Annotated in this window: 26 protein-coding genes and 1 tRNA gene; 4 read left to right on the forward strand and 23 right to left on the reverse strand. The window is 48.2% G+C overall.

Annotation, left to right across the window (positions count from 1 at the left end; all coding sequences use genetic code 11):
• The 5 genes from DW720_RS10900 to pta form a co-directional block, all read right to left on the reverse strand.
• Positions 1-1,002, reverse strand: a complete 1,002-nt coding sequence (locus DW720_RS10900) for a hypothetical protein (RefSeq protein WP_118481757.1) — start codon at positions 1,000-1,002, stop codon at positions 1-3.
• Between the two features lie 788 nt (positions 1,003-1,790).
• Positions 1,791-1,973 (reverse strand): 50S ribosomal protein L32, encoded by a 183-nt coding sequence (gene rpmF / locus DW720_RS10905; protein ID WP_003499726.1) that lies wholly within the window; start codon positions 1,971-1,973, stop codon positions 1,791-1,793.
• Between the two features lie 2 nt (positions 1,974-1,975).
• Positions 1,976-2,494: a DUF177 domain-containing protein gene (locus tag DW720_RS10910; RefSeq protein WP_022360443.1), complete on the reverse strand. Its 519-nt coding sequence runs from the start codon at positions 2,492-2,494 to the stop codon at positions 1,976-1,978.
• 98 nt (positions 2,495-2,592) lie between these two features.
• Positions 2,593-3,783: an acetate kinase gene (locus DW720_RS10915; RefSeq protein ID WP_022360442.1), complete on the reverse strand. Its 1,191-nt coding sequence runs from the start codon at positions 3,781-3,783 to the stop codon at positions 2,593-2,595.
• Positions 3,784-4,015: 232 nt separating this feature from the next.
• The gene (gene pta, locus DW720_RS10920) at positions 4,016-5,011 is read right to left on the reverse strand and encodes a phosphate acetyltransferase (protein WP_117795259.1); all 996 of its coding nucleotides are present in this window, start codon (positions 5,009-5,011) and stop codon (positions 4,016-4,018) included.
• A 297-nt stretch (positions 5,012-5,308) separates the two neighbouring features.
• On the opposite strand from pta, the gene DW720_RS10925 reads away from it, so the two are divergent.
• A complete protein-coding gene (locus DW720_RS10925; protein ID WP_118749618.1) occupies positions 5,309-6,526 on the forward strand; it encodes a nucleotidyltransferase family protein in 1,218 nt (405 codons plus the stop codon).
• Positions 6,527-6,744: 218 nt separating this feature from the next.
• A complete protein-coding gene (gene udk / locus DW720_RS10930; protein WP_243099727.1) occupies positions 6,745-7,374 on the forward strand; it encodes a uridine kinase in 630 nt (209 codons plus the stop codon).
• 223 nt (positions 7,375-7,597) lie between these two features.
• Here the strand turns inward: udk and DW720_RS10935 are convergent, their stop codons facing one another.
• Genes DW720_RS10935 through yedE form a run of 3 tightly spaced genes read right to left on the reverse strand, consistent with a single transcriptional unit; the run spans position 7,598 to position 9,256 of the window.
• Positions 7,598-7,837, reverse strand: coding sequence for a DUF3343 domain-containing protein (locus tag DW720_RS10935; RefSeq protein ID WP_242995693.1), 240 nt, complete (start codon positions 7,835-7,837; stop codon positions 7,598-7,600).
• A gap of 29 nt (positions 7,838-7,866) precedes the next feature.
• The gene (locus tag DW720_RS10940) at positions 7,867-8,088 is read right to left on the reverse strand and encodes a sulfurtransferase TusA family protein (RefSeq protein WP_106999760.1); all 222 of its coding nucleotides are present in this window, start codon (positions 8,086-8,088) and stop codon (positions 7,867-7,869) included.
• A gap of 19 nt (positions 8,089-8,107) precedes the next feature.
• Positions 8,108-9,256, reverse strand: a complete 1,149-nt coding sequence (gene yedE / locus DW720_RS10945) for a YedE family putative selenium transporter (protein WP_333489852.1) — start codon at positions 9,254-9,256, stop codon at positions 8,108-8,110.
• 341 nt (positions 9,257-9,597) lie between these two features.
• Here yedE and DW720_RS10950 point away from each other — a divergent pair, with 341 nt between their 5' ends.
• Positions 9,598-10,491, forward strand: a complete 894-nt coding sequence (locus DW720_RS10950) for a selenium metabolism-associated LysR family transcriptional regulator (RefSeq protein WP_147355512.1) — start codon at positions 9,598-9,600, stop codon at positions 10,489-10,491.
• Positions 10,492-10,535: 44 nt separating this feature from the next.
• Here DW720_RS10950 and DW720_RS16225 read toward each other — a convergent pair whose 3' ends face one another.
• From DW720_RS16225 to DW720_RS10985, 8 genes are all read right to left on the reverse strand, one after another.
• On the reverse strand, positions 10,536-10,715 hold the full coding sequence (locus DW720_RS16225) for a hypothetical protein (RefSeq protein WP_347560717.1): 180 nt from the start codon (positions 10,713-10,715) through the stop codon (positions 10,536-10,538).
• 9 nt (positions 10,716-10,724) lie between these two features.
• Positions 10,725-11,948 carry an SAM-dependent methyltransferase gene (locus DW720_RS16230; RefSeq protein ID WP_347560718.1) on the reverse strand — a complete coding sequence of 408 codons (1,224 nt, stop codon included), beginning with the start codon at positions 11,946-11,948 and terminating at the stop codon, positions 10,725-10,727.
• Between the two features lie 12 nt (positions 11,949-11,960).
• Complete coding sequence (locus DW720_RS10960) at positions 11,961-13,325, reverse strand: PFL family protein (protein ID WP_118749621.1); 1,365 nt, start codon at positions 13,323-13,325, stop codon at positions 11,961-11,963.
• Positions 13,326-13,355: 30 nt separating this feature from the next.
• The gene (locus DW720_RS10965; protein ID WP_022360436.1) at positions 13,356-13,628 is read right to left on the reverse strand and encodes an ACT domain-containing protein; all 273 of its coding nucleotides are present in this window, start codon (positions 13,626-13,628) and stop codon (positions 13,356-13,358) included.
• Between the two features lie 364 nt (positions 13,629-13,992).
• A complete protein-coding gene (locus DW720_RS10970; protein ID WP_022360435.1) occupies positions 13,993-14,790 on the reverse strand; it encodes an MBL fold metallo-hydrolase in 798 nt (265 codons plus the stop codon).
• A 7-nt stretch (positions 14,791-14,797) separates the two neighbouring features.
• Positions 14,798-15,379: a dephospho-CoA kinase gene (gene coaE / locus DW720_RS10975; protein WP_107000385.1), complete on the reverse strand. Its 582-nt coding sequence runs from the start codon at positions 15,377-15,379 to the stop codon at positions 14,798-14,800.
• A gap of 19 nt (positions 15,380-15,398) precedes the next feature.
• On the reverse strand, positions 15,399-18,071 hold the full coding sequence (polA, locus tag DW720_RS10980) for a DNA polymerase I (protein ID WP_118749622.1): 2,673 nt from the start codon (positions 18,069-18,071) through the stop codon (positions 15,399-15,401).
• Between the two features lie 38 nt (positions 18,072-18,109).
• Positions 18,110-18,448, reverse strand: a complete 339-nt coding sequence (locus tag DW720_RS10985) for a zf-HC2 domain-containing protein (RefSeq protein ID WP_022360432.1) — start codon at positions 18,446-18,448, stop codon at positions 18,110-18,112.
• Positions 18,449-18,655: 207 nt separating this feature from the next.
• On the opposite strand from DW720_RS10985, the gene DW720_RS10990 reads away from it, so the two are divergent.
• A tRNA-Leu gene (locus tag DW720_RS10990) sits at positions 18,656-18,738 on the forward strand.
• A gap of 148 nt (positions 18,739-18,886) precedes the next feature.
• Here DW720_RS10990 and DW720_RS10995 read toward each other — a convergent pair.
• From DW720_RS10995 to DW720_RS11020, 7 genes are all read right to left on the reverse strand, one after another.
• Positions 18,887-19,738, reverse strand: a complete 852-nt coding sequence (locus tag DW720_RS10995; protein ID WP_118749623.1) for a M15 family metallopeptidase — start codon at positions 19,736-19,738, stop codon at positions 18,887-18,889.
• 4 nt (positions 19,739-19,742) lie between these two features.
• Entirely contained in the window at positions 19,743-20,012 is a 270-nt protein-coding gene (locus DW720_RS11000) for a DUF6275 family protein (RefSeq protein ID WP_118749624.1), read from the reverse strand.
• A 3-nt stretch (positions 20,013-20,015) separates the two neighbouring features.
• Positions 20,016-20,342: a DUF4406 domain-containing protein gene (locus DW720_RS11005; protein ID WP_118749625.1), complete on the reverse strand. Its 327-nt coding sequence runs from the start codon at positions 20,340-20,342 to the stop codon at positions 20,016-20,018.
• A gap of 116 nt (positions 20,343-20,458) precedes the next feature.
• Positions 20,459-20,749 (reverse strand): phage holin family protein, encoded by a 291-nt coding sequence (locus tag DW720_RS11010; protein WP_118749626.1) that lies wholly within the window; start codon positions 20,747-20,749, stop codon positions 20,459-20,461.
• 3 nt (positions 20,750-20,752) lie between these two features.
• Positions 20,753-20,998 carry a hypothetical protein gene (locus DW720_RS11015; RefSeq protein WP_118749627.1) on the reverse strand — a complete coding sequence of 82 codons (246 nt, stop codon included), beginning with the start codon at positions 20,996-20,998 and terminating at the stop codon, positions 20,753-20,755.
• A 1-nt stretch (position 20,999) separates the two neighbouring features.
• A complete protein-coding gene (locus DW720_RS16155) occupies positions 21,000-21,113 on the reverse strand; it encodes a CD1375 family protein (RefSeq protein WP_279221247.1) in 114 nt (37 codons plus the stop codon).
• A complete protein-coding gene (locus DW720_RS11020) occupies positions 21,113-21,493 on the reverse strand; it encodes a hypothetical protein (RefSeq protein ID WP_118749628.1) in 381 nt (126 codons plus the stop codon). Before DW720_RS11020 ends, DW720_RS16155 begins: the two co-directional genes overlap by 1 nt.
• Positions 21,494-21,891: the final 398 nt, after the last annotated feature.

A 21,891-nucleotide genomic window follows, 5' to 3' on the forward strand; every position in this document is an offset into this window, starting at 1 on the left:
TTACAGAAGCGCCCCATCTTCCCCGACCTGCTTGCCGTCCGGCGTCGTCGTATTAACTAACATCGCGCCGTTTACATCCAGATAATACCATTTTCCATTCCAGAACACCCAGGTATTCGTCTTGCAATATGCATTTTCATCGAAGAAATACCACACACCGCCGATCTGCTGCCAGTTATTGGTCACATAGCTTCCATCGGAATTGCGGTATTTATAGCCAAGCGCATCCTGTTCCCACGCACCGGCTGCCGGACCGCTGCCTGCTTCCTTGAAGACAAGCGTCTTCTGAATTTCCTGCGCCTGCTCCGCCGTGATTGTGAAGGAATCCGATGTCTGCCATTCGCCGTGCCGTGAATCGCTGTAAACCGCGCGCACATCAAACGTGTAGGTTCCCGCCTGCGTAAGATAACGTCCAAGATTGTATTTCGTTTCTTTTCCCGGTTTTACCGTACTTAAAAATTTCTCATCCCGGTAAACGCGCAGCTCATAGTATTTCGCATCCTCACTGCCGTTCCACTCTGCAACGCCATCCATCTGATCCCACTCTGCCTCATCTACATCCAGGCTGTAATCACTGGAGGTTCCTTTTAAAGCTTTCAGGGTGATCACGACCCGGAGTTCCTCATCGCCCTTGCGCTTGATAGAAGTAACCGTCGCACTGTCACCGCTCAGGGTTACATTCTTTTTCGCATAACCGGATTTAAAATAATAATCATCGTCCGCCTCCAGAGTAACCTCCAGCTTTGGCTTATCCTTGTCCACCCATTTGCCGGACGGCTCATTGATCACATCAACATTGGAAATATCGCAGTCACCGAAATCGAGCGAAACATCCACATCTGAACTCTCATCACCGACATGGATCGAGGACGAAACATTTAAGCCGATCGAGCCAACCGGGCTGCGGTTCTCCGTATCCCTCGACGCAAATGCCTGAAATGGGATCGCCGCCAGAAGCGCGGCGGCTGTGACGGTCAAAAGTAAATATTTTCCCTTTTTCATATGTAAAACCTCCTAACGTGATTTTTATAAACATTATCCCTCTTTTTTCCTTCTTCTCTATATTAACAAAAAATAGCGGTATTGTACACCTTTTTGCATACAACACCGCCATCTACATAGTATCTCAGTTACTGTACACACATACGTGTCCAGTAACTGAATTTGCCGTGGCTTCGCATTTAAATACGGCAAATTCCTGCTGCCACCACGTTTTCTTACGGCACTTTCGGTTCCAAAAGTGCCTACCCATGAACCAATGTCAGTAAGTTAAGCTTTAGCGTTAAATCCCCTATAGGAGTCTAACATATTTTTAAATTGATACTTGACAAAAATGTCAAAATATGCGACCGCTCTCGCTATTGATCTTTTTCAGAAGTAGCGAGAGCGGCCCCTGTAATTAGAAATATACTTTCATTTACAGGAGGCACATATATGACTTTCGTTAGTAAAAGTTAAATAACAAATAACAGTACATAAAATACTTTGTTAAATAACATTCTTATAGGGATAGTTGAGCTTAATGCTCTTCTATCCCCATTTTTTACATTTTTACTAATAAAAATCACAGATTTGATAATATTCACGAAATATAAAAAATGGAGAGATTATTGCAAATTAATAATCTCTCCTGTTTTTGACCACATTTTATAAGCCATAAGTTATAGTTGCTAAAATCTACCCAAAAACACCTGTTAAACACCCTCTTGAAATGGGCTAAAAATGGGCTAAAATGCGAAAAATGGGTTAAGCAAAAATCGCTTAACCCCTTATTTTTCAATACTCGTATCTTAGTCTTCTACTTTAACGATTTCTTTCTTGTTGTAGCTTCCGCAAGCTTTGCACACTCTGTGAGGCATCATCAGAGCACCGCACTTGCTGCACTTTACTAAGTTCGGAGCACTCATTTTCCAGTTAGCTCTGCGGCTGTCTCTTCTTGCTTTGGAAGATTTGTTCTTAGGACAGATAGACATGGTTACACCTCCTTAAATTCATTGAATATCTCCTGGATAACCGACATCCTTGGATCGAGCGACCTAGTGTCACAGGTACAAGTCCGAAGATTAAGATTTGTACCACATCTATTGCAAATCCCCTTGCAGTCTTCTCTGCACAGGACTTTCATAGGCAAGCTCAGTAGCAGTTCGTTGCAAACCAACTGGTCTACATCCAGATTGTACCCCTTCATAAAGGGTTCATCATCTAAACTCTCCTCCTGACCGTCCTGCACCTCAAACTCTCGTCCAAAATCCAGTTCGCAGTCGAAAGATACTGGCTCCAGACAACGCGCACAGTGACCTCCCACCGTCAGCGTCGCATGACCACTCATCGTATACTTATGCCGTGTCTTAGCCGTCAGTTCCAGTTCAAAAGGCTCAGCCTTCTCAATCTGAAACGTCTCTCCGTCAAAATCAACAGAGTCCAGCGCAGTCTCGACTGTATAGACTTTCTTTCTACCCTCGCAGTTAAAAAGTTCCGATAAATGAATCAGCATACTAATCTCCTAATACGCACTTTGATATTATACAAAGGTCTAGCGCGTTTGTCAATGATTAATTTTACATATTTTTGCAAATTTTAATTCATATTTAATTATTTTACCAGTGCAAGAGTCTCGCGGGCGATAGCCAGCTCTTCGTTGGTCGGAACCAGGAGAACCTGAACCTTGGAGTCGTCAGCAGAGATGATTCTCTCCTCACCTCTTACGTTGTTCTTCTCCTCATCCAGTTTAACGCCTAAGTAGGTCAGGCTGCTGCAAACATCTTTTCTCATCTTGATGTTGTTCTCGCCGATACCAGCGGTAAATGCGATTGCATCTACACCGTTCATAGCTGCTGCGTATGCACCGATATATTTGATTACGCGGTAATCGAATACGTCCAGGGCCAGCTGTGCTCTCTTGTTGCCAGTCTCAGCTGCTGCTTCCAGATCACGACCATCGCTGGATACGCCGGAGATACCGAGCATACCGGATTTCTTATTCAGGACTTCGTTCATCTCATCCAGGGACAGACCTTCTTTTTTACCTACGAAATCGATGATAGCCGGATCGAGGTCACCAGAACGTGTACCCATAACCAGACCTTCCAGTGGAGTCAGACCCATGCTGGTGTCTACAGATTTGCCGCAGTTTACAGCGGAGATGCTGGCGCCGTTACCCAGGTGGCAAACGATGATCTTCATCTGATCATACGGTTTTCCAACGATCTCAGCGGTTCTCTTAGATACGTAGCTGTGGGAAGTACCATGGAAGCCGTAACGTCTAACTTTGTATTTCTCATAGTATTCATACGGAATACCGTAGGTGTAAGCAACATCCGGCATGGTCTGATGAAAAGCGGTATCAAATACAGCTACCATCGGTACGCCTGGCATAAGTTCCTGGCAGGCACGGATACCGATCAGGTTTGCCGGGTTGTGAAGCGGTGCCAGATCGTTGCACTCTTCGATCGCTTTCATGGACTCGTCGTTGATTAAGCAGGAAGAAGTAAATTTCTCGCCGCCGTGTACGACACGATGTCCAACTGCACCTACCTCAGACAGGCTCTTGATAACGCCGCTCTTCTCGTTAGTCAGGGCTGCCAGAACTGCGTTGATAGCCTCTGTATGGGTCGGCATAGCGATCTCAGATTTCTCTTTTTCGCCGCCCTCCGGCTGGTAAGTCAGCATACCGTCGATGCCGATTCTCTCGCAAAGGCCCTTAGCCAGAACGCCCTCTGTCTCAGAGTTGATTAACTGATACTTTAAGGAAGAACTTCCGCAGTTAATAACTAAAATATTCATGGTAATAGATTCCTTTCTTTATAACATCACAATTCAGCCGCAGGTATTCTCTCTATATGCGGTTCACACGGAAGCATCTGCAAAAACGTCTGCACTGCCCTGTTGTGAACTGCAGGATTATGTATGAATACCGGGCTGAACTGTAATTATCACTTTAATTCTTAATTAAACGGATTTAAGATTCTCTGACGCGGTGCCAGTTCTCCATCCATTTGATTCCAATTGGTATTAATTATGCCTGCTGAGCCTGTACAGCTGTGATAGCTACTACGCCTACGATATCGTCTGCGAAGCATCCTCTGGACAGATCGTTTACCGGCATGGACAGACCCTGAAGAACCGGACCATAAGCGCCAGCTTTTGCAAGTCTCTGAACCAGTTTGTAACCAATGTTGCCTGCTTCCAGGGACGGGAATACTAAGGTGTTAGCATGTCCAGCTACGGTGCTGCCCGGTGCCTTAGCCTCGCCTACAGACGGAACCAGTGCTGCATCAAGCTGAAGCTCGCCATCCAGTTTCAGTTCCGGGAACTTCTCATGAGCAATCTTAACTGCATCTGCTACCTTGGTAACATCATCATGTTTAGCGGAACCCATAGAAGAATAGGACAGCATAGCTACCTTCGGCTCTGCGCCAACCAGCATCTTGAAGCTCTCTGCGGACAGACCAGCGATCTCAGCCAGCTTGTTGGAATCGAAGTCAGTGTTTACTGCACAGTCAGCGAATACGAACAGACCGTTCTCACCGAACTCGCAATCCGGAACTTCCATCAGGAAGAAGCCAGATACAGAGCTGATACCCGGTTTGGTCTTCAGAAGCTGCAGAGCCGGACGAATGGTGTTGCCGGTAGAATGGCATGCACCAGATACAGCGCCGTCAGCATCGCCGCACTTGCACATCAGGCAAGCATAGTACATATAGTCTTTCTCCATCTGCTCTTTTGCGACTTCCGGAGTAACACCTTTTTTGCCTCTTAATTCAACGAACTTGTCGATGTATTTCTGCTTATTCGGATCATTGTACGGGTCAACGATGGTGGCACCGGAAATGTCGAAGCCTTTGCCGTTTTTCTCAATCTCTTCCGGAGTACCGATGATGATCAGATTTGCGATACCCTCTTTCAGAATTTTCTCAGCTGCCTCGTATGTTCTCTTGTCCATTGACTCTGGAAGAACGATGGTTTTCTTGTCTGCTTTTGCTCTTTCCTTAATTTTGTCAATAAATGCCATGGTTATAAAACCCCTTTCATAAGTGTGTGTCTATTACTGCTAACATTATATACCAGTTGTTTATTGTATACAAGAGCGATTTTCAAATTTTTGATTAATTAAATTTTTAACAAGATGCACTATAATTTTCCCTTTACGCTCCCGCACTTCCACTATATAATGTAAATGAAGCAGAAAATGGCTGCTATTTTTTACAGATTTTTCTGCCGCAACAGCAACGGTCTTTTATTCTTACTTTTATTATAAAAGGCTGCTACAAAATTCCTCGCAAAAATGCAAAAAACAGGATTGAAATTTATGAAAATCGTTGGTTTAATTACCGAATATAACCCGTTCCATGCCGGACATCTGTATCATATGCAGCAGGCAAGGGAACTGACCGGCGCGGACTACTGTGTCGTCCTGATGAGCGGCAACTTTGTCCAGCGCGGCGAACCCGCCATCTTTGATAAATATCTCCGCACGAAAACCGCCCTTCTCGCCGGTGCTGACCTGGTACTTGAGATACCGGCCGCCTTCTCCACCGCCTCGGCGCATGAATTTGCCGCCTATGGGGTTGCGCTTCTGTCGGCGATCGGTGTGGATGCCGTTGTGTTCGGCAGTGAATGCGGGCAGATTGAAATCCTTAAGCAGGCTGCTTATGCGCTGAATCATGAATCGGCGGAATTTCAGGAACGGCTGCGGAAAGGGTTGAAGGCGGGACTGACTTATCCGCAGGCACGGGCGAAGGCGCTGGAAATGGAGGATACATGGGCTTCGGTTCTGACTTCTCCGAACAATATTCTCGGGATTGAATATCTGCGTGCGGCGGAAGATCTGCATAGTCCGATGGAATTTTATACGATTTCGCGGAAGGGAAGCGGATATCATGAAGATACACTGGCAGATGCTAGCTTTCCATCGGCTTCGGCAATTCGCGGGATAATTCGAAACTCACTTTCAAAAGACAAAGATTTGCTCGATATTCTGGCATCTCACTTGCCAGCCGTAACACATCCCGCATATACAGGTGCGGTTCCAGTTTTTGTGGATGATTTTTCAGAGCTTTTGAATGCTGCTGTTTTACAGCTGCAGGCGACATTTTCTATCGCAGATCTCTCCCCGGAGCTTGCCGCCCGCCTTGCAAAACCACCTTACTTTCCTCTCTCTTTTGAAGAACGGATTCAGGCATTAAAGACGCGCCAGCTTACCTACACGCGTGTCAGCCGGGCGCTTCTGCATCTGGTACTCGGTATGCGCGAGGAAGATATTTCCCGGTGGAAGGAAGAGGGCTATGCACTCTATGCACGGATTCTCGGTTTTCGCAGGCAGAGCAGCCCTCTGCTCTCCTGTCTGCATAAAAAAAGCAGCATCCCCCTCATCACTAAAATGGCAGATGCCGCCCAGAACCTCTCCCCGTCGGCGCTCGCGCTGCTGGAGCAGGAGGTGTACGCCTCGCATTTATACCAAACGGTGCGGATGAAGCGCAGCGGCGTATTTCAAAATGAATATACAGAAGGACTGGTTTTTGTATAAAAATGAACCAATTTTCAAGTCGAACGTCCGTGAGACTTGGCGCGTGATTCTGGTCAGCGAAGCTGACATATTCCATACAGAATCACTGCGCATCCCCGCGGAGCGTTTATCTCAGTCGGAGACCCACCTCCCACTGAGACAAATTTGCTATTACTCGCCACCTAAAGAGGTGGGACTCTTCTCGACTGAGATAAAACTTACAAATGGAGGAAAACATAGTGAATAGAAAATCACCTATTATCATCGGAATTGCCGGAGGAACCGGTTCAGGAAAATCCACTTTTACAAACCGTCTGAAAGACGCATTTGGTGATCAGGTAACCGTGCTTTACCACGACAACTACTACCGCGCCCACGATGACATGCCATTTGAACAGCGCAAAAAGCTGAACTACGACCACCCGGATGCATTTGAGACAGAGCTGCTTCTTGAGCACCTTAATAAACTGAAAAACTGGGAGGCGATCGACTGTCCAACCTACAACTACGCCAACCACAACCGCGCCGAAGCAACCATTCACATCGAGCCGCGCCCGGTTATCCTGTTGGAGGGCATTCTCGTTCTCTATGACGAAGCACTCCGCAATCTGCTCGACATCCGCATTTTCGTCGATGCCGATGAGCGAATTCTCCGCCGAATCTTACGTGACACGAAAGAGCGTGGACGCGATATCGAAAACATCATCGATCAGTACCTGACCACCGTCAAACCGATGCATGCCCTCTTTGTAGAACCGACCCGCGCCTACGCAGATGTCGTTACAAACAGCGGGCGGAATGAGGTTGCATTCTCGCTGGTGCGCGGGGAGATTGCACGGCTGCTGGATGAGGCGAAGGCGGGAGAATAATATTTCAAAATATTGGGATCATCGAGGTCACAAATGAGGTCATCGAGGTCATGATTTGATTTCTGACCTCAATGACCTCATTCTGACCTCGATTTACACACCAAAAAGCAGCGGTATCACACTGTCAGCGCTCCATTCTTTTTTGAATGTCTCGCTGCTGCCGATACCGCCGCTTTTTCCTATATACTTTTTCTATGATATCTGCTCTAACATAACATTTTGTTTAATTCATCATCACACAGCTCTGCTCGATCTCAATCTGGCTCTCCGCAATCACTCCCTGAAACCGTTCATATTCCGCCGGTTCCATCCGCCAGGCAATTCCACAGCCTGCTGAGAGTTCGCGTGGGACAGGCACCAGGCGCCCTCTGATTCCCTGTTCCCGGCAGAATGCCTCCATCTCCATCGCCGCAGCCGTCGTGTGAAAGGTAAAAATCCGATATTCCCGTTTCTGCCTCATCATTTCCACCCATTTAATATTCCAGAGCAGCATCACGCTTCAAAGGTAATGGTGAAACAGCCGTTTTCCAGCACCTCGGTGTGCCCCTCTTTTCCATGATACTCCAACGTGCGCTCAATATTCGTCCGGGTGTGTGCCTCATCGCCAAGCACACGGATCTGTTTTCCCGGATGTTCATCCATCGCATCCATCACCATCAAAACCGGTTCCGGACAGGAGAGTCCCCGCACATCTACCTCAACAAAATCTGACATTTTCCGTTTCCTCTTTTCTTTATTTCTTTCTACGTTTCATATTTGCCGCTGCAATCACGAATAACAGGGCAATACATACAATTACGGCAATTTTGCCCGGCATCGCCGGACCACCCAAAACGGCTGCCTCTGTCTCGGTTGCCGCTTTTGCTGCCGCACCAACCAGGTTAAAATTGTGTGCAAGTGCCGCCCCTAACAGCATTCCCAGAAAGGTTACCGCACTGTCCGAGGAGCCCTGCCCTGCCAGAATGATCTGACGCAGCGGGCATCCGCCAGCCAGAACGGCTGCAAATCCAACGGCATACATACCCAGAATATTCCAGAGATGCTGGGAGTGCGCGATCGGCTGACCGGAAAAGCTCAAATGGAAATTGCCAGTTGCAAGGTTAAAAATCAGCATGACTGCAAACAGTGCGCCGATAATGCTGAGCAGATCAAAGTTTTTCATCAGAATCACATCACGGATGCTACCTGCAAAACACATACGGCTCTTCTGTGCCAATGCACCAATCAGGAGAGCCGCAACCAGGGAAATCAGAACCGGTGCGTGCTTGCTTCCCGGTCCTTCCGTGCTGGCTGCGTATACGCCTGTTACTGCTCCAATGATAAAAAGCGCCAGAAGGAGCACCGGAAGCACATATCCGCTTGACTTCTGCGTCTCATACGCTCTGCCCAGCGAAAATCCCTTTTTCAGGAAGAACGAACCAGTTGCAATACCGCCTGCAAATCCAACCAGCGCTACATACGCATTCAGGTCACCGGCTGCCATACGCAGAACCATACGCAGCGGACACCCTAAGAATACCAGCGCGCCGATTACCATGATCGCACCCAGAACAAAGCGGATCATCGGTGAAGAACCTGCTGTCGCCTTATACTCGTTCGTCACCAGTGAGATTGCAAATGCTCCCACTGCAAATCCTACAATCTCCGGACGGAAATACTGAACCGGTGCTGCTGAGTGAAGTTTCAGCGCGCCCGCCGTATCACGTACGAAGCACGCAATACAGATCGCCATATTGGCCGGATTTCCAAAATACGCCAGCAATGCTGCCAGCACACCCACAAGCGCGCCTGCCACTGCCAGCTTCCATGTCTTGTCAAATACTTTCATACCTGCCTCCTTTTTTATTTCATGTACTCTTAAAGTTTTTCTCACACTCGTCATTGTGGGTGATTTCACGCACCACACTCGCATTTCATCAATACATATCAGAAATTTGAGTGCATCTGGCAAAAAAATCATCTCACAAAATCAAACAAGAAAAATTTCAAGCGCGTACATTTCATGGATCTATCCATACTTTCCGCAGACAAGTATAACATCCTGTATTTTTATGGTAAAATCGTTTATATTGATATTTGCTATAAACTTATTGATATTTTCAATAAATAAAGCTACACTCTTCTTTAGAGATTGTTTTCACCTGTCTACTATTCATTTTAATTTTGGATTTTATCACAGAATCATTAAAAATTGATTTTATCTATAGAAAGGATTTTAAATATATGGACATCCGCCAATTAGAAGCTTTCGTGTACACCGTCAAATATCAGAGTTTTTCGCTTGCCGCCCAGAAGCTGTACATCTCACAGCCGACTGTCAGCGCCCACATCCGCAGTCTGGAGGAGGAATTTCACACCCAGCTTTTAAAGCGCACCACCAAATCGCTCTCCCTGACTCCTGCCGGGACAAAATTATATTCCTATGCCACGGAGATTCTGACCCTGCAGCAGAAAGCAATCGTGGAACTCGCCAACGAGACGAAACCGCAGCTTCGGATCGGCGCATCCTCCGTTCCGTCCCTCTATTTTCTGCCGGAACTTTTAAGCGCTTATCACGCAATTCATCCTGATATCCGTGTCTATGCCTCCTGCTCAGACAGCCTGGACGTTGTACATAAGGTGGATGACGGCATCTGCGACATCGGTCTGGTCGGAACTACTACCTCGGACACCTCCTGCGAATTTCTCCCCTTTGCCTCCGATGAGCTTGTGATCGCCGCCCCCGCCACGCCACATTATCAAGCTTACCAGACTATTCCATCACCGCTGGATGCCCTCTTAAAAGAACCGTTTCTGCTCCGGGAAGATAATTCCGGCACAAAACAGGAAACCCTTTATTTCCTGAAAAATAAAGGGCTTTCACTCGATGATTTAAATGTTATTGCCGTAATGGACGATGCCGCCGCCCTCAAGCAGTGTATCATGCTGGGAATGGGCATCTCCATTCTCTCAAAAGCAACTGTACAGGCAGATGCACGGCAGGGGAAACTGCTTCTCTTTCCGCTTGGGGAAGCTGCCTTTCTCCGGAAACTCTATCTGGTGTATTCACCGGTTAAGTATATGGCGGAGGAAGGCGGGGTGTTTTTGGAATTTGCGAAGAGGTTTTATCAGCTATAACTGTCCAGCATTATCAACCCCCATAAAAGTGCTTTCTAAATTTCCTACGCCTCTTCCCCCACCAACAATCCATACAATGTCGGCTTCACATGCAATTCCTTCATCATTGTCTCTAATGCCGCCCCGTCTGCTTTCTTGCCCTGGCGGATCGCACGGATCATGATGTTTTTCGGTGTGTGTTCCATGTCGATGAATTCGAGAATCTGCGTCCGGTAGCCGGACATTTCGAGGAGCTACCCTCGGATTCCGTCGGTTAGAAGCGCCGACATACGTTCTTTCAGAAGGCCGTACTGTAAAACCGGCGACAGAAGGTCGTTCTGAATCTGCTTGTTAATCTCATGCTGACAGCACGGAACGGAAAGAATGACTTTTGCGCCCCATTTGACCGCTTTTGCCAGCGCATAATCGGTCGCTGTATCACAGGCGTGCAGCGTCACGACCATATCGACCTGATCGACGCCCTCATATCCGGCGATGTCGCCGTGCAGGAAGGTCAGGTTCTCAAATCCAAACTTCTTGCTCAGGCGGTTGCAGAGCGCAATGACATCTTTTTTCAGATCCAGACCGATGACACGGATCGAATATTTTTTCAGCACATGCAGATAGTAATACATCGCAAACGTCAGATATGATTTCCCGCATCCGAAATCAATGATCGTATTCGTCCGGTTCGGATCGAGATTCGGAAGTACATCCTCAATAAATTCCAGGAAACGGTTGATCTGGCGAAATTTGTCGTAGCGGGATTTCACAACTTTGCCTTCTGCCGTCATGACACCGAGATCTACTAGAAATGGGACTGGGACGCCTTCCTGAAGGACGTATTTTTTAGTACGGTTATGGGATAACGAAGCCAGACGTTCTGAAAACGCTGCGGCATCCATGCCAGCCGACAGTCCTGTTCCGGCATTTTTCTGCTGTTTCGCATTGCTCTGCAGTTTACCATTTCCCTGTATTTTAGCACTTCTCTGCATCTTTCCGTTTTCGTGACTTGACTGACTCTGACCCGATTTTTCGAGCGAATTTTCTTTCACATCTGCATGACTCTTCGCCGGCATCTGCTTTCCAGCTTTCTGCACATCACCTGCTGCCACCGATACCGTCCGATTCTCTGCCCTTTTAACCCCCACTTTCTTCTCTTTGATCGTCACCGTCCCCTTCTTACTGATCAGAATATTGACAATCCCGTGAAGCGACGCGATCTCCGCATTGCGGTAACGGTTTTCCAGTTCTCCGAGCAGGTACTCGGCGGTCTTTTCTGCGTTCTGATTTTTCTGAAATGCCTGTTTTTCCGTAAATTCTTCCGTCTGAAAAGCAAGCGCCCCCCGCAGAAGCAGAGGACGCACGGTTAATTTCAGATAAGATTCACGGGTTCTCGGGTTGCTGAAAATGATTCGCTCCAGATCGGCATCGAGATACCGCAGAAGCACCTCTCTCAGTTCCTGTGATTTATCCATATGAAACTCCTATTAGTTCTTAAAGCTGTGTACTGGTGCCGGGATACGTCCGGTACGTTTGACAAAGTTGTCGCAGGAGAAACGGTTGACCGGAATGATCGGCGCATAGCCAAGCAGACCGCCGAACTCTGCCGTATCGCCCACTGTTTTTCCGATGACCGGAATCAGGCGGACTGCCGTTGTCTTCTGGTTGATCATGCCGATTGCCGCCTCGTCCGCGATGATACCGGCGATCGTGGTCGCTTTCGTATCGCCTGGGATCGCAATCATATCAAGACCTACAGAGCAGACACAGGTCATTGCTTCCAGCTTCTCAATCGTAAGCGCACCCTCAGAAACTGCATCGATCATGCCCTGATCCTCGCTGACCGGAATAAACGCACCGCTGAGTCCGCCAACATAGGAGGACGCCATGATGCCGCCCTTCTTAACCTGATCATTTAACATTGCCAGCGCTGCTGTTGTACCCGGTGCACCACTGCGCTCTAAGCCGATCTCTTCCAGAATCTCCGCCACACTGTCTCCGACTGCCGGAGTCGGTGCCAGCGACAGATCAATGATGCCAAACGGAACGCCCAGACGTTTGGATGCCTCCTGTGCTACCAGCTGTCCAACACGGGTGATCTTGAACGCCGTCTTCTTGATCGTCTCACACAGCACCTCAAAGTTCTCGCCACGTACCTTTTCCAGAGCCGTCTTTACAACTCCCGGACCGCTGACGCCGACGTTGATGATCGCATCCGCCTCAGTCACGCCATGGAATGCACCTGCCATGAACGGGTTATCATCCGGCGCGTTGCAGAATACAACCAGCTTCGCACAGCCGAGGGAATCATTGTCCTTCGTTGCCTCTGCGGTTGCCACAACCATCTCGCCCATCAGGCGGACCGCATCCATGTTAAGACCTGTCTTGGTAGAACCGACATTGATGGAGCTGCACACACGGTCGGTGCAGGCAAGTGCCTGCGGGATCGAGCGGATCAGAAGCTCTTCCGCCGGTGTCATTCCCTTGGAAACCAATGCGGAATAGCCTCCGATAAAGTTGACGCCCACTTCTTTCGCCGCCTTATCAAGTGTTTTCGCAATCTCTACAAAATCCTCGCTCTTCTTGCAGGCACTTCCACCTATCAGCGCGATCGGAGTAACCGAGATACGTTTATTGACGATCGGAACCCCAAATTCACGTCCGATGGCATCGCCGGTCGATACAAGATCTTTCGCATAAGTTGTAATCTTATTGTAGATCTTCTCATTCATCTTCGCCAGATCACTGTCCACACAGTCTAAGAGGCTGATACCCATCGTGATCGTCCGCACATCCAGTTTTTCATGCGCGATCATGTTATTAGTTTCCAGAACTTCCTGCATGTTAATCATTGGTTTTACGTCCTTTCTGAAAATATTTGCTTAGATTCTGTGCATACTGGTAAAAATCTCTTCTCTCTGACAGAGAATCTTTACGCCGATCTCCTGTCCCAGCTTGTCCAGCTCATGCGCCATATCATCAAAGGATGTCTTGGAACCGGAAATATCCACGATCATCATCATATTGAAATATTCCTGCAGGATCGTCTGCGTGATGTCAAGAATGTTCATGTTGTGGTCAGCCAGATAATTACACGTTTTTGCAACGATACCGACGCGGTCCTGTCCAACGATAGTAATAATAATCTTACTCATAGCTTTCATCCTCCTGTGTGCTCTCCGTCCTATGGCGGAAATATTTTTATGACTTACTAATTTCTATAAAAATTCAACTGCCATCCGGCTGCTGACTTTTATACCTAAAATGATATTTCGTTGCTGTACACGGGTAGGCACTTTTGGAACCGAAAGTGCCGTAAGAAAACGTGGTGCCAGCAGGAATTTGCCGTATTTAAATGCGAAGCCACGGCAAATTCCGTTACTGGACACGTATGCGTGTACAGTAACGATATTTCTGTCAACCCCACACGTTTGTCCATGTCTCCAAGCCATAACCCCAAATATATCTTCTGGCTTGTTTTCAGACTTTGTATAACCAATTTTAATACTTTTACGTCTTCTACACCGTCACAATCTGCGACACTGCATCGCGTTTTGCCACTGTGATCGGGAAATCATTCGCCTTATACGGCGTATCTCCCTCTGTGATCTCCAGACGCACCGTCTCATATGCCAGCTCTTCGTAATTATTTTCCTTACTCAGATGCCCCAGGAAAATATGCTTCAAATTGTCATGCAGGATGGAACTTAAAAGCCGCCCCGCATTTTCATTGGAAAGGTGTCCGTAATCGCCTAAGATACGACGCTTCAAGTAATACGGATACGGTCCTGCCTCCAGCATTTTGACATCGTGGTTGGCTTCCAGCAAAATCGCATCCAGCCCCTGCAGATGGTCAATGATGTACTGGGAATAATGCCCCATATCCGTCGCCACCGCCACCGATCTTTTTTCATTCTGAACCCGGTAGGCAACAGGATTCGCTGCATCATGGTCGATCCGGAACGGTTTGACTTCCAGATCTCCTACCATAAAATCAACATCCGGCGTAATCGGGTGCATCAGATCTTCCGGAATCTCGCCAAGACTCTTGGAATCCTGAATTTCCTCTAATGTCTCTTTTGTGCTGTAAATAGGTGTGCCATATTTGCGTGCCAGCACGCCGAGCCCTTTGATATGGTCGGAATGTTCATGCGTGATGAGAATTCCATCCAGTTCCCGCGCATTCAGCCCCAGGTCATTTAACCCCATCTCAATACGCTTGTTGCTGATCCCCGCATCCACCAGAACGTGGGTGTTGTCGCTTCCTATATAAATACAATTCCCGCTGCTGCCGCTGGCAATACTAACCATCCGCATATGTATCCTAATCCTCTTTTCCTAAAAATGACGCTATCTGCTTCCGAATATCCTCAATCCCGCCGTTGTTGTCCAGCACACGCGTCGCAAAACTCCGGTAATCGTCCTCGGATGCCTGATTTGCCATGATACCCCGGCATTTTTCTTCGCTGTAGCCGCGGCTTGCCATCAGACGCTTGATGCGGTTCTCCACCGATGTGTATACATACCAGATTTCATCAAACATCGCATTGTGGTCGTCATCATAGAGAGCTGCCTCCACAACGATGATCTCCTTGTCGGAATGGTTGATCGCATAGCGGATCTCCTCCCACGCCATCGGGTGGATGATGGCGTTCATCGTCTCCACCGCCTCTTTATTCTGGAAAATAAGCGCCGCCAGCTTTTTGCGGTCAATGCTGCCGTCCTTATTTAAAAAGGAATCACCCAGCGCCTCTACCACATGCTGATAGCCTTTCTTACCCGGCTCCATGAGCTGGTGAGCCACTTCATCTGCCTTAATAATTTCCGCGTCAAATTCCTCCTGCAGCACACGCAGGACCTCACTCTTACCGGAACCAACGCCTCCGGTAATACTGATTATCTTCATGTTTATCTGTACCTTTCCATTATTTCGTTTCAAACCACGAATTTCCCATCTTCATATCGATTTCCAGCTCCACCTGCAGCTGCGCCGCACGTTTCATCTCCGTCGCCAGAATCGACTGCACCTGTTCCAGCTCTTCTTTCCAGGTTTCAATCAGGAGTTCATCGTGCACTTGGAGGACAATGCGGGAACGCAGTCCTTCGCGGCGCAGGCGTTGATCGACGCGGATCATCGCAATCTTGATAATGTCGGCTGCAGTTCCCTGAATCGGGGAATTCATCGCCACACGCTCACCGAACGAACGCTGCATAAAATTGCCGGATTTCAGCTCCGGAATCGGTCTCACACGCCCATACATAGTCTTGACCTCGCCGTATTTCCTGCCCGTTTTTACCAGACCATCGAGGAAACGTTTGACATCCGGGTAGGTTTCAAAGTAGCGCTCAATGTACTCGGTCGCTTCCTTGCGGGAAATGCCGAGATCTTCGCCCAGTCCAAACGCGCTGATACCATATACGATACCGAAATTGACTGCTTTTGCATTGCGGCGAAGCTGCGGTGTCACTTCCTCAAGCGGCACATGGAATACCTGCGACGCCGTGATCGCGTGGATGTCCTCCGCCTGCCGGTATGCCTGGATGAGGTTCTTATCATTCGACATATGCGCCAGCACACGCAGCTCAATCTGGGAATAATCAGCGTCAACCAGCACACAGCCCTCGCGCGGTACAAACAGCTTCCGGATCTCGCGTCCCAGCTCCATACGCACCGGAATGTTCTGCAGGTTCGGCTCTGTACTGCTGATACGTCCTGTCGCTGTGATCGTCTGGTTAAAGGTTCCGTGGATTCGTCCGTCCTCCCGGATAAATGCACCCAGCCCGTCCGCATAGGTCGATTTGAGTTTCGCCACCTGGCGATAGTCTAATACTTTCCGCACAACCGGATACTCCGGCGCCAGTTTTTCCAGCACATCCGCCGCCGTCGAATAGCCGGTCTTCGTCTTTTTGCCGCCCGGCAGGGACATTTTTTCAAATAAAACCTCACCCAGCTGCTTCGGGGAATTAATATTAAATTCACAGCCCGTCTCGGCGTAAATCTCCTGCTCCAGTTTCTCTACCTGCGTCTGGAGGCGTTCGCCGTAGGCTTTCAATTCCTCCCGGCGCACCTGAATACCTTCCTCTTCCATATGGTAGAGACTGTAAATAACCGGCATCTCTATCTCATAAAAGAGATGCAGCATTCCATGTCTTCGAAGCTGCCCCAGCAGGATTTCCCGCGATTTCCACGCCGTATATGCCATGTAGCAGACACAATTCAACGCTTTCTCCGGCATTGTCTCAAATGCATCCGACAGCGCCGTTTTTCCAAGCAAATCGACCTGTGACGGCACGGTCATATCCAGGTAATCGCGCGCCAGGTCATCATATCCATAAGTATCCTTGAGCGGATTTAACAGATACGCCGCCACGCCTGCGTCCATAACCGCACGGTTTCCTTCTGCATTCCGGATGCCGTCCACGATCCGGCGGCTGTGATTTTTAAGAAATGGAAGCTGGATCTTGAGATCCAGAACCGTCACAGACGGAACCACCTCCATCAGGCGTTCCAGCTCCTCCGCCAGATACTGTCCGGTCAGAAACCCAACCGCCGGGATCGCATAGATCGATGTCCCGTCCAGGCAGAGTGCCAGTGCCACAACCTCTCCTTTTTCAATCACCAGCTGCGCGCCGATCTCCTCCGCCCGCTGTGCACGGTCAAAAATCACCTGTGCCTCGCCAAAATCATTTACCAGACGGAAAGATTTTTCTATTTCTGATGACGCAAAGGCGTCCTCACCAAATTTCTGCAGAATGGACTTAAATTCCAGCTGCTTCATATACTGGTATGCCTCCGGCGTGTAAAGCGAATCCAGCTTCGCCTCCTCCAGCGAAAAACCAATCTCGCAATTGATGCGGATCGTTGCCAGATCCTTGCTCATCTGCGCCATGTCATAGTGCTCCCGAAGCGCTTTCTGTGCGCGCGGCGGCTTTACCTCATCAATGTGTGCATACGCATTCTCAATGCTTCCGTAGGTGGTAATCAGGCTGGTTGCCGTCTTTTCACCGATCGATGGCACGCCCGGAATATTATCCGAAGTATCGCCCATCAGCGCCTTTACATCAATAAATTCGATCGGCGTCACCTGATACTCCGCCTTCACATCCTCCGGGTAATAGTCGCGTATCTCCGTCGTACCTTTCGAAGTACGCGGCATCCGAATCTTAATGTGCGTATCTGCAAGCTGCAGCAGGTCACGATCTCCTGATACGATAGAAACCTCCACGCCCTCCGCCGCACAGCGTTTCGCGATCGTTCCCAGAATATCGTCTGCCTCATACCCCGCCTTGGTAAGAATCGGCACGCCCATCGCTGTCAGCACTTCCTTCATCACCGGAACCTGCTCATGCAGCTCCTGCGGCATCGGTTTTCTCGTTCCCTTGTATGCCGCATACATTTTGTGACGGAATGTCGGCTCCTTCAAGTCAAATGCCACTGCCAGATAGTCTGCCCCCTCATCTTCGATCACCCGGAACATGATATTTAAAAATCCGTACACTGCATTGGTGTGGAGTCCCTTCGAATTTGTCAACTCCGGCACCCCGTAAAATGCCCGGTTGAGTATACTATGACCATCTATCAGCACTAATTTGCCCATCTGTTTCCGTCTCCTGTTCTATCACTTGTTGCTTTTTTCTATGGTGCCAGCCAAATCCTGACCTGCAGCATCACCGTCACCAATACCGCCATCACGCCCAGCGTATTGACCGCATACTCCATTTTCCGGAAGCGCCACATCCGGCGCACGCGGGCATATGACTCAGCGATCCGCTTCTGCAGTGCGCCCATGATATCAAAAGTACCCGATCCGGTGTCCAGCTGTTTCAGTCCGACATCCACCATAAAATAAATTTCCAATTCTTCCTGACAGTTGCGGCAATGTTCCAGATGCTCCAGAAACGCTTCCAGCTCATCCCCGCTCAGTTTATCCTGGATATACGGCGTCACAAGACGCTCCGCTTCCCGACAGGTCACAGACGCCACCTCCTTTTCCAGTCTGTCATTCTATATGAATTATCATTCACGCATGACGCGTTCATAAACCCATTTGAACCTAATCATACCTTATTTTAATGAAACACGCAAGCCCCTGCGAATGCTTCGCTTCTTAATTTCAAAACAAACAAAAAAACAGTTGCAATCTGTCTCCAATTTTGGTAAGATAAAAAGCGTCGATAGACAGCCGGCTTGTCGGAATGGCAGACGAGGTGGACTCAAAATCCATTGGTGGCAACACCGTGCGGGTTCAAGTCCCGCAGCCGGCAGATTTGAAAGCCCTTGAAAATATTGGATTTTTCCTTTATTTTCAAGGGTTTTCGGCGTTTTAAGAGTAAAACGTGTAAATGTAAAAACAGGCTTTTTAAGGGTATTATGCAACACGAATGCAACACGGAAAACAGGCATTCTTCTTTCCTATTTAATATGTCCGTCGTCCGCTATCCGGTCCGCTGTAATCATCCAGCCTTCAGAATCAAACGCATACGCCTGTCCATCAATCTGGCAGACCGTATCATGGCGGTAGGTGTATCCACTCAGCAGATACCACCAGCGTCCGTCCTGGCACACCCAGCCAGTGAGATACTTGCCAGACACCCAGCCGTCCGCAGTCTGGATCCACGGATCGCCGCCGGCAAAGCATTTATTAATTGGCTGCACACGCTGATCCTTATTGTAACGCTTGCCTGTGTCTGTACCTTTTGGAGTTGTTCGGATGATAAGTGAGGACGCAGTGACTCTCAACCCGCGTATGCCGCTCTTTACTTCTTTCAGGTCGCTGACCGATACCTGCGGAGTGCCTGGCTGTTCTGTCACCGTGCCCCCGTCCATTACCCAGGTCTTTTTAAACGCCTCAAATGTGCCATATTTCTGTTTCAAAATCCCGGTACCGCTGCCCCAATCCGGCAAATATACGTGCGGCTTGTCTACGATGCTTTTCCAATCGCCTCCCCATGCAAGCCCCAGCTGCTTGGCGATCGCTCCAACCCGGTTGAAATAATCTCCTGCTTCATTGTATGCGCCTTTTCCATCGGCACGGTAAAAATCCGCTGCGATGCCCCACTGGTGCTGACTGCTGTAGCTGCTGCCCTTGGCATTGGTGACAATGCTGCCAGGCTGCGTGCGTCCTTGTGCATACAAAGCGTCCTGTTCGGCGACGCTCCGGAAAGATTCCCCGATCTTAATCGGCAGTCCAGCATTCGCGCATTCGCTTGTAAGCTGTGTGATGAGTTTTTGGAGGCGCGGGTGGCATAACGTGATATCTCTCATAGTCTCACTCCTTTACCTCAAAACAGATATTCTGCCATTTCTTGTATGCATCAAAGTACAGTTCTTTCTTATCTCCGTTATACGTTAATTCGTAGTACATGCCGTCTGAAACAGTAGTACTAAGCAGCGCCTTGCGGTTCTGCAAGGTTTTACAGAACCATACCACAAAAACATCATCTTCACTAATGATCTTCCGATCAGTTTTGTCTGCATTCTCATTAAAATAACCAACGATATGTTTCTTACAAAGCGCAATAAATTCTTTATTTCCCATTATCTAATCCTCCTCGTAAATCACTGTCAGGCCGTATGCAACCGCCGCATCATGCTCAAGGCGGCATCCTCTTGCCTGCTCCCAGCCTTTACAAAAATACACCGCATGGCACAGAGACATATTTTCCAGTGACTTTGCAAGGAAGCAAAGCGGGATCTGCACCACGCCGCGTTTCTCCATGTTTTCACGGTTGTACCACTCATCTGTAAACAGGGTATTCACAATCTCGTATCCCCGCGCCTCCAGCGCCTTGATCGCCTTTTCTCTGGTTGCGATAATTTCCTCATCCGTTTTTCCAGCCATCGGCTGAGATAACATTGCTTTTATCATAGATTTGCCCTCTTTCTTTATAATATGTAAGGAGCGGAACTAGGTCCGCCCTGTTGCGATATAGCAATGGCAGCCATGACCCGGACTGCCGCGGGAGATAGTTGGATCACCTCCTTCTACTCTTCTTTTCCTGACTGCTTAAAAATCTGGTTTACGTACGTAGATAATCCCGCCACAAGGACGCCCTGTGTAAGCGCCGTAAAAACCGCCAGTGCAATATTCTGACCGCTGCCGCAGGCACAGGTAGCAAACACATAGATGGCGCAAATCACAACGCCAATCAGTCCATTAATGAGTGGGATGTATTTGTCTTTCACTGTCTCGCTCTGCTTCAACCACATTCCGATAAAGTACAGCACTACTGCTACTACAAGTAATTCCGGCTTTACATAATCTTTAATCTGCATACCTTATACCTCCATCTGCTTTTCCAAATCTGCGATCCGATGGTTTGCCACCCGGATCTGTTCCTGCATCACTGCCTCAGTCTCCTCTAACTTATATGTACGCTCAATTACCGTGTTGTGTTTCTCTACCTTATTTTCAAGCTGCTGAATCCGATACGTGGTAAGTTTCGACGAAGCTATCACGCCAACAAGGGATCCGAGAAGACCTCCTCCAGATGCTATCAGAGCTACAATAATTTCTGTATTCATGTTATTCCTCCGGATGTTCTTTCAGCCATTTTTCAGTTGCTTTTTTCCAGTAAGTCGGTACCTCTTCCAGTGTCATTTTTCCGCTTCTGATTCTCTTTCCATAAAATGTTCCCATTATTCTGCACCTTCTTTCTCTGCCAGCTCGCTTGTCGCTATTCCGAGGTCATTGATCGCCTCATCCTGCACCGCCTGTCCCTCTTCCAGAGCATCCAAACGCTTTTCTGTATCTGTTTTCACACGGAAAGAAAATGCAGTCTGTACAGCGCCGTCAGATGTCTCCTGCGAAGTCTCTGAAACGAGAATAAGATCTGCATATTCTCCGATAGTCGTCCCGGCATCATTCTGGAACTTGACTTCTGCCAAGTTTTCCGGTGTCATTTTCTTCCAAGCCTGCAGCATATCATCCTTGCTGTCAAACTTGACTGTCACCACTGACAAGGATGCCCCCGCCTGCAGCTCAATTTCTGTGTTGTCTTTGAGAATCATTTTGTCCATGTCTTTTCCTCTCTTTCTATGGATTTTTATATAAATAAAAGGCCTTGCGGCCTATTATTTTCAATTTCAGTATTCTTTTAAATAGCGAGGCTTCCACTCATCTAAAAGAAAGTGGTAGCGGAAACGATTTTTGCGCTGCATTTCAGTCGAGATATCAATATCACACTAATGCAAATTACATGTTGGCGAATGGAATCTACACCACAGACCTTACAGACTTAAATGTCCCGTTTAATGGCTATTGGCTTATAATAACCTTTAATACATCCAAAGATGTTGGAGATCGTTCGTACGCTTGGATCGCACAATTTGCTATTTCAACTGATACGAATAATAAAGCTATTTATTTTCGAAGAAACATAAACTACACCCCGACCACTTGGGAATCCTGGAATAGA

Source organism: Clostridium sp. AM27-28 (assembly GCF_003480955.1).
GTDB lineage: Bacteria > Bacillota > Clostridia > Lachnospirales > Lachnospiraceae > Otoolea > Otoolea fessa.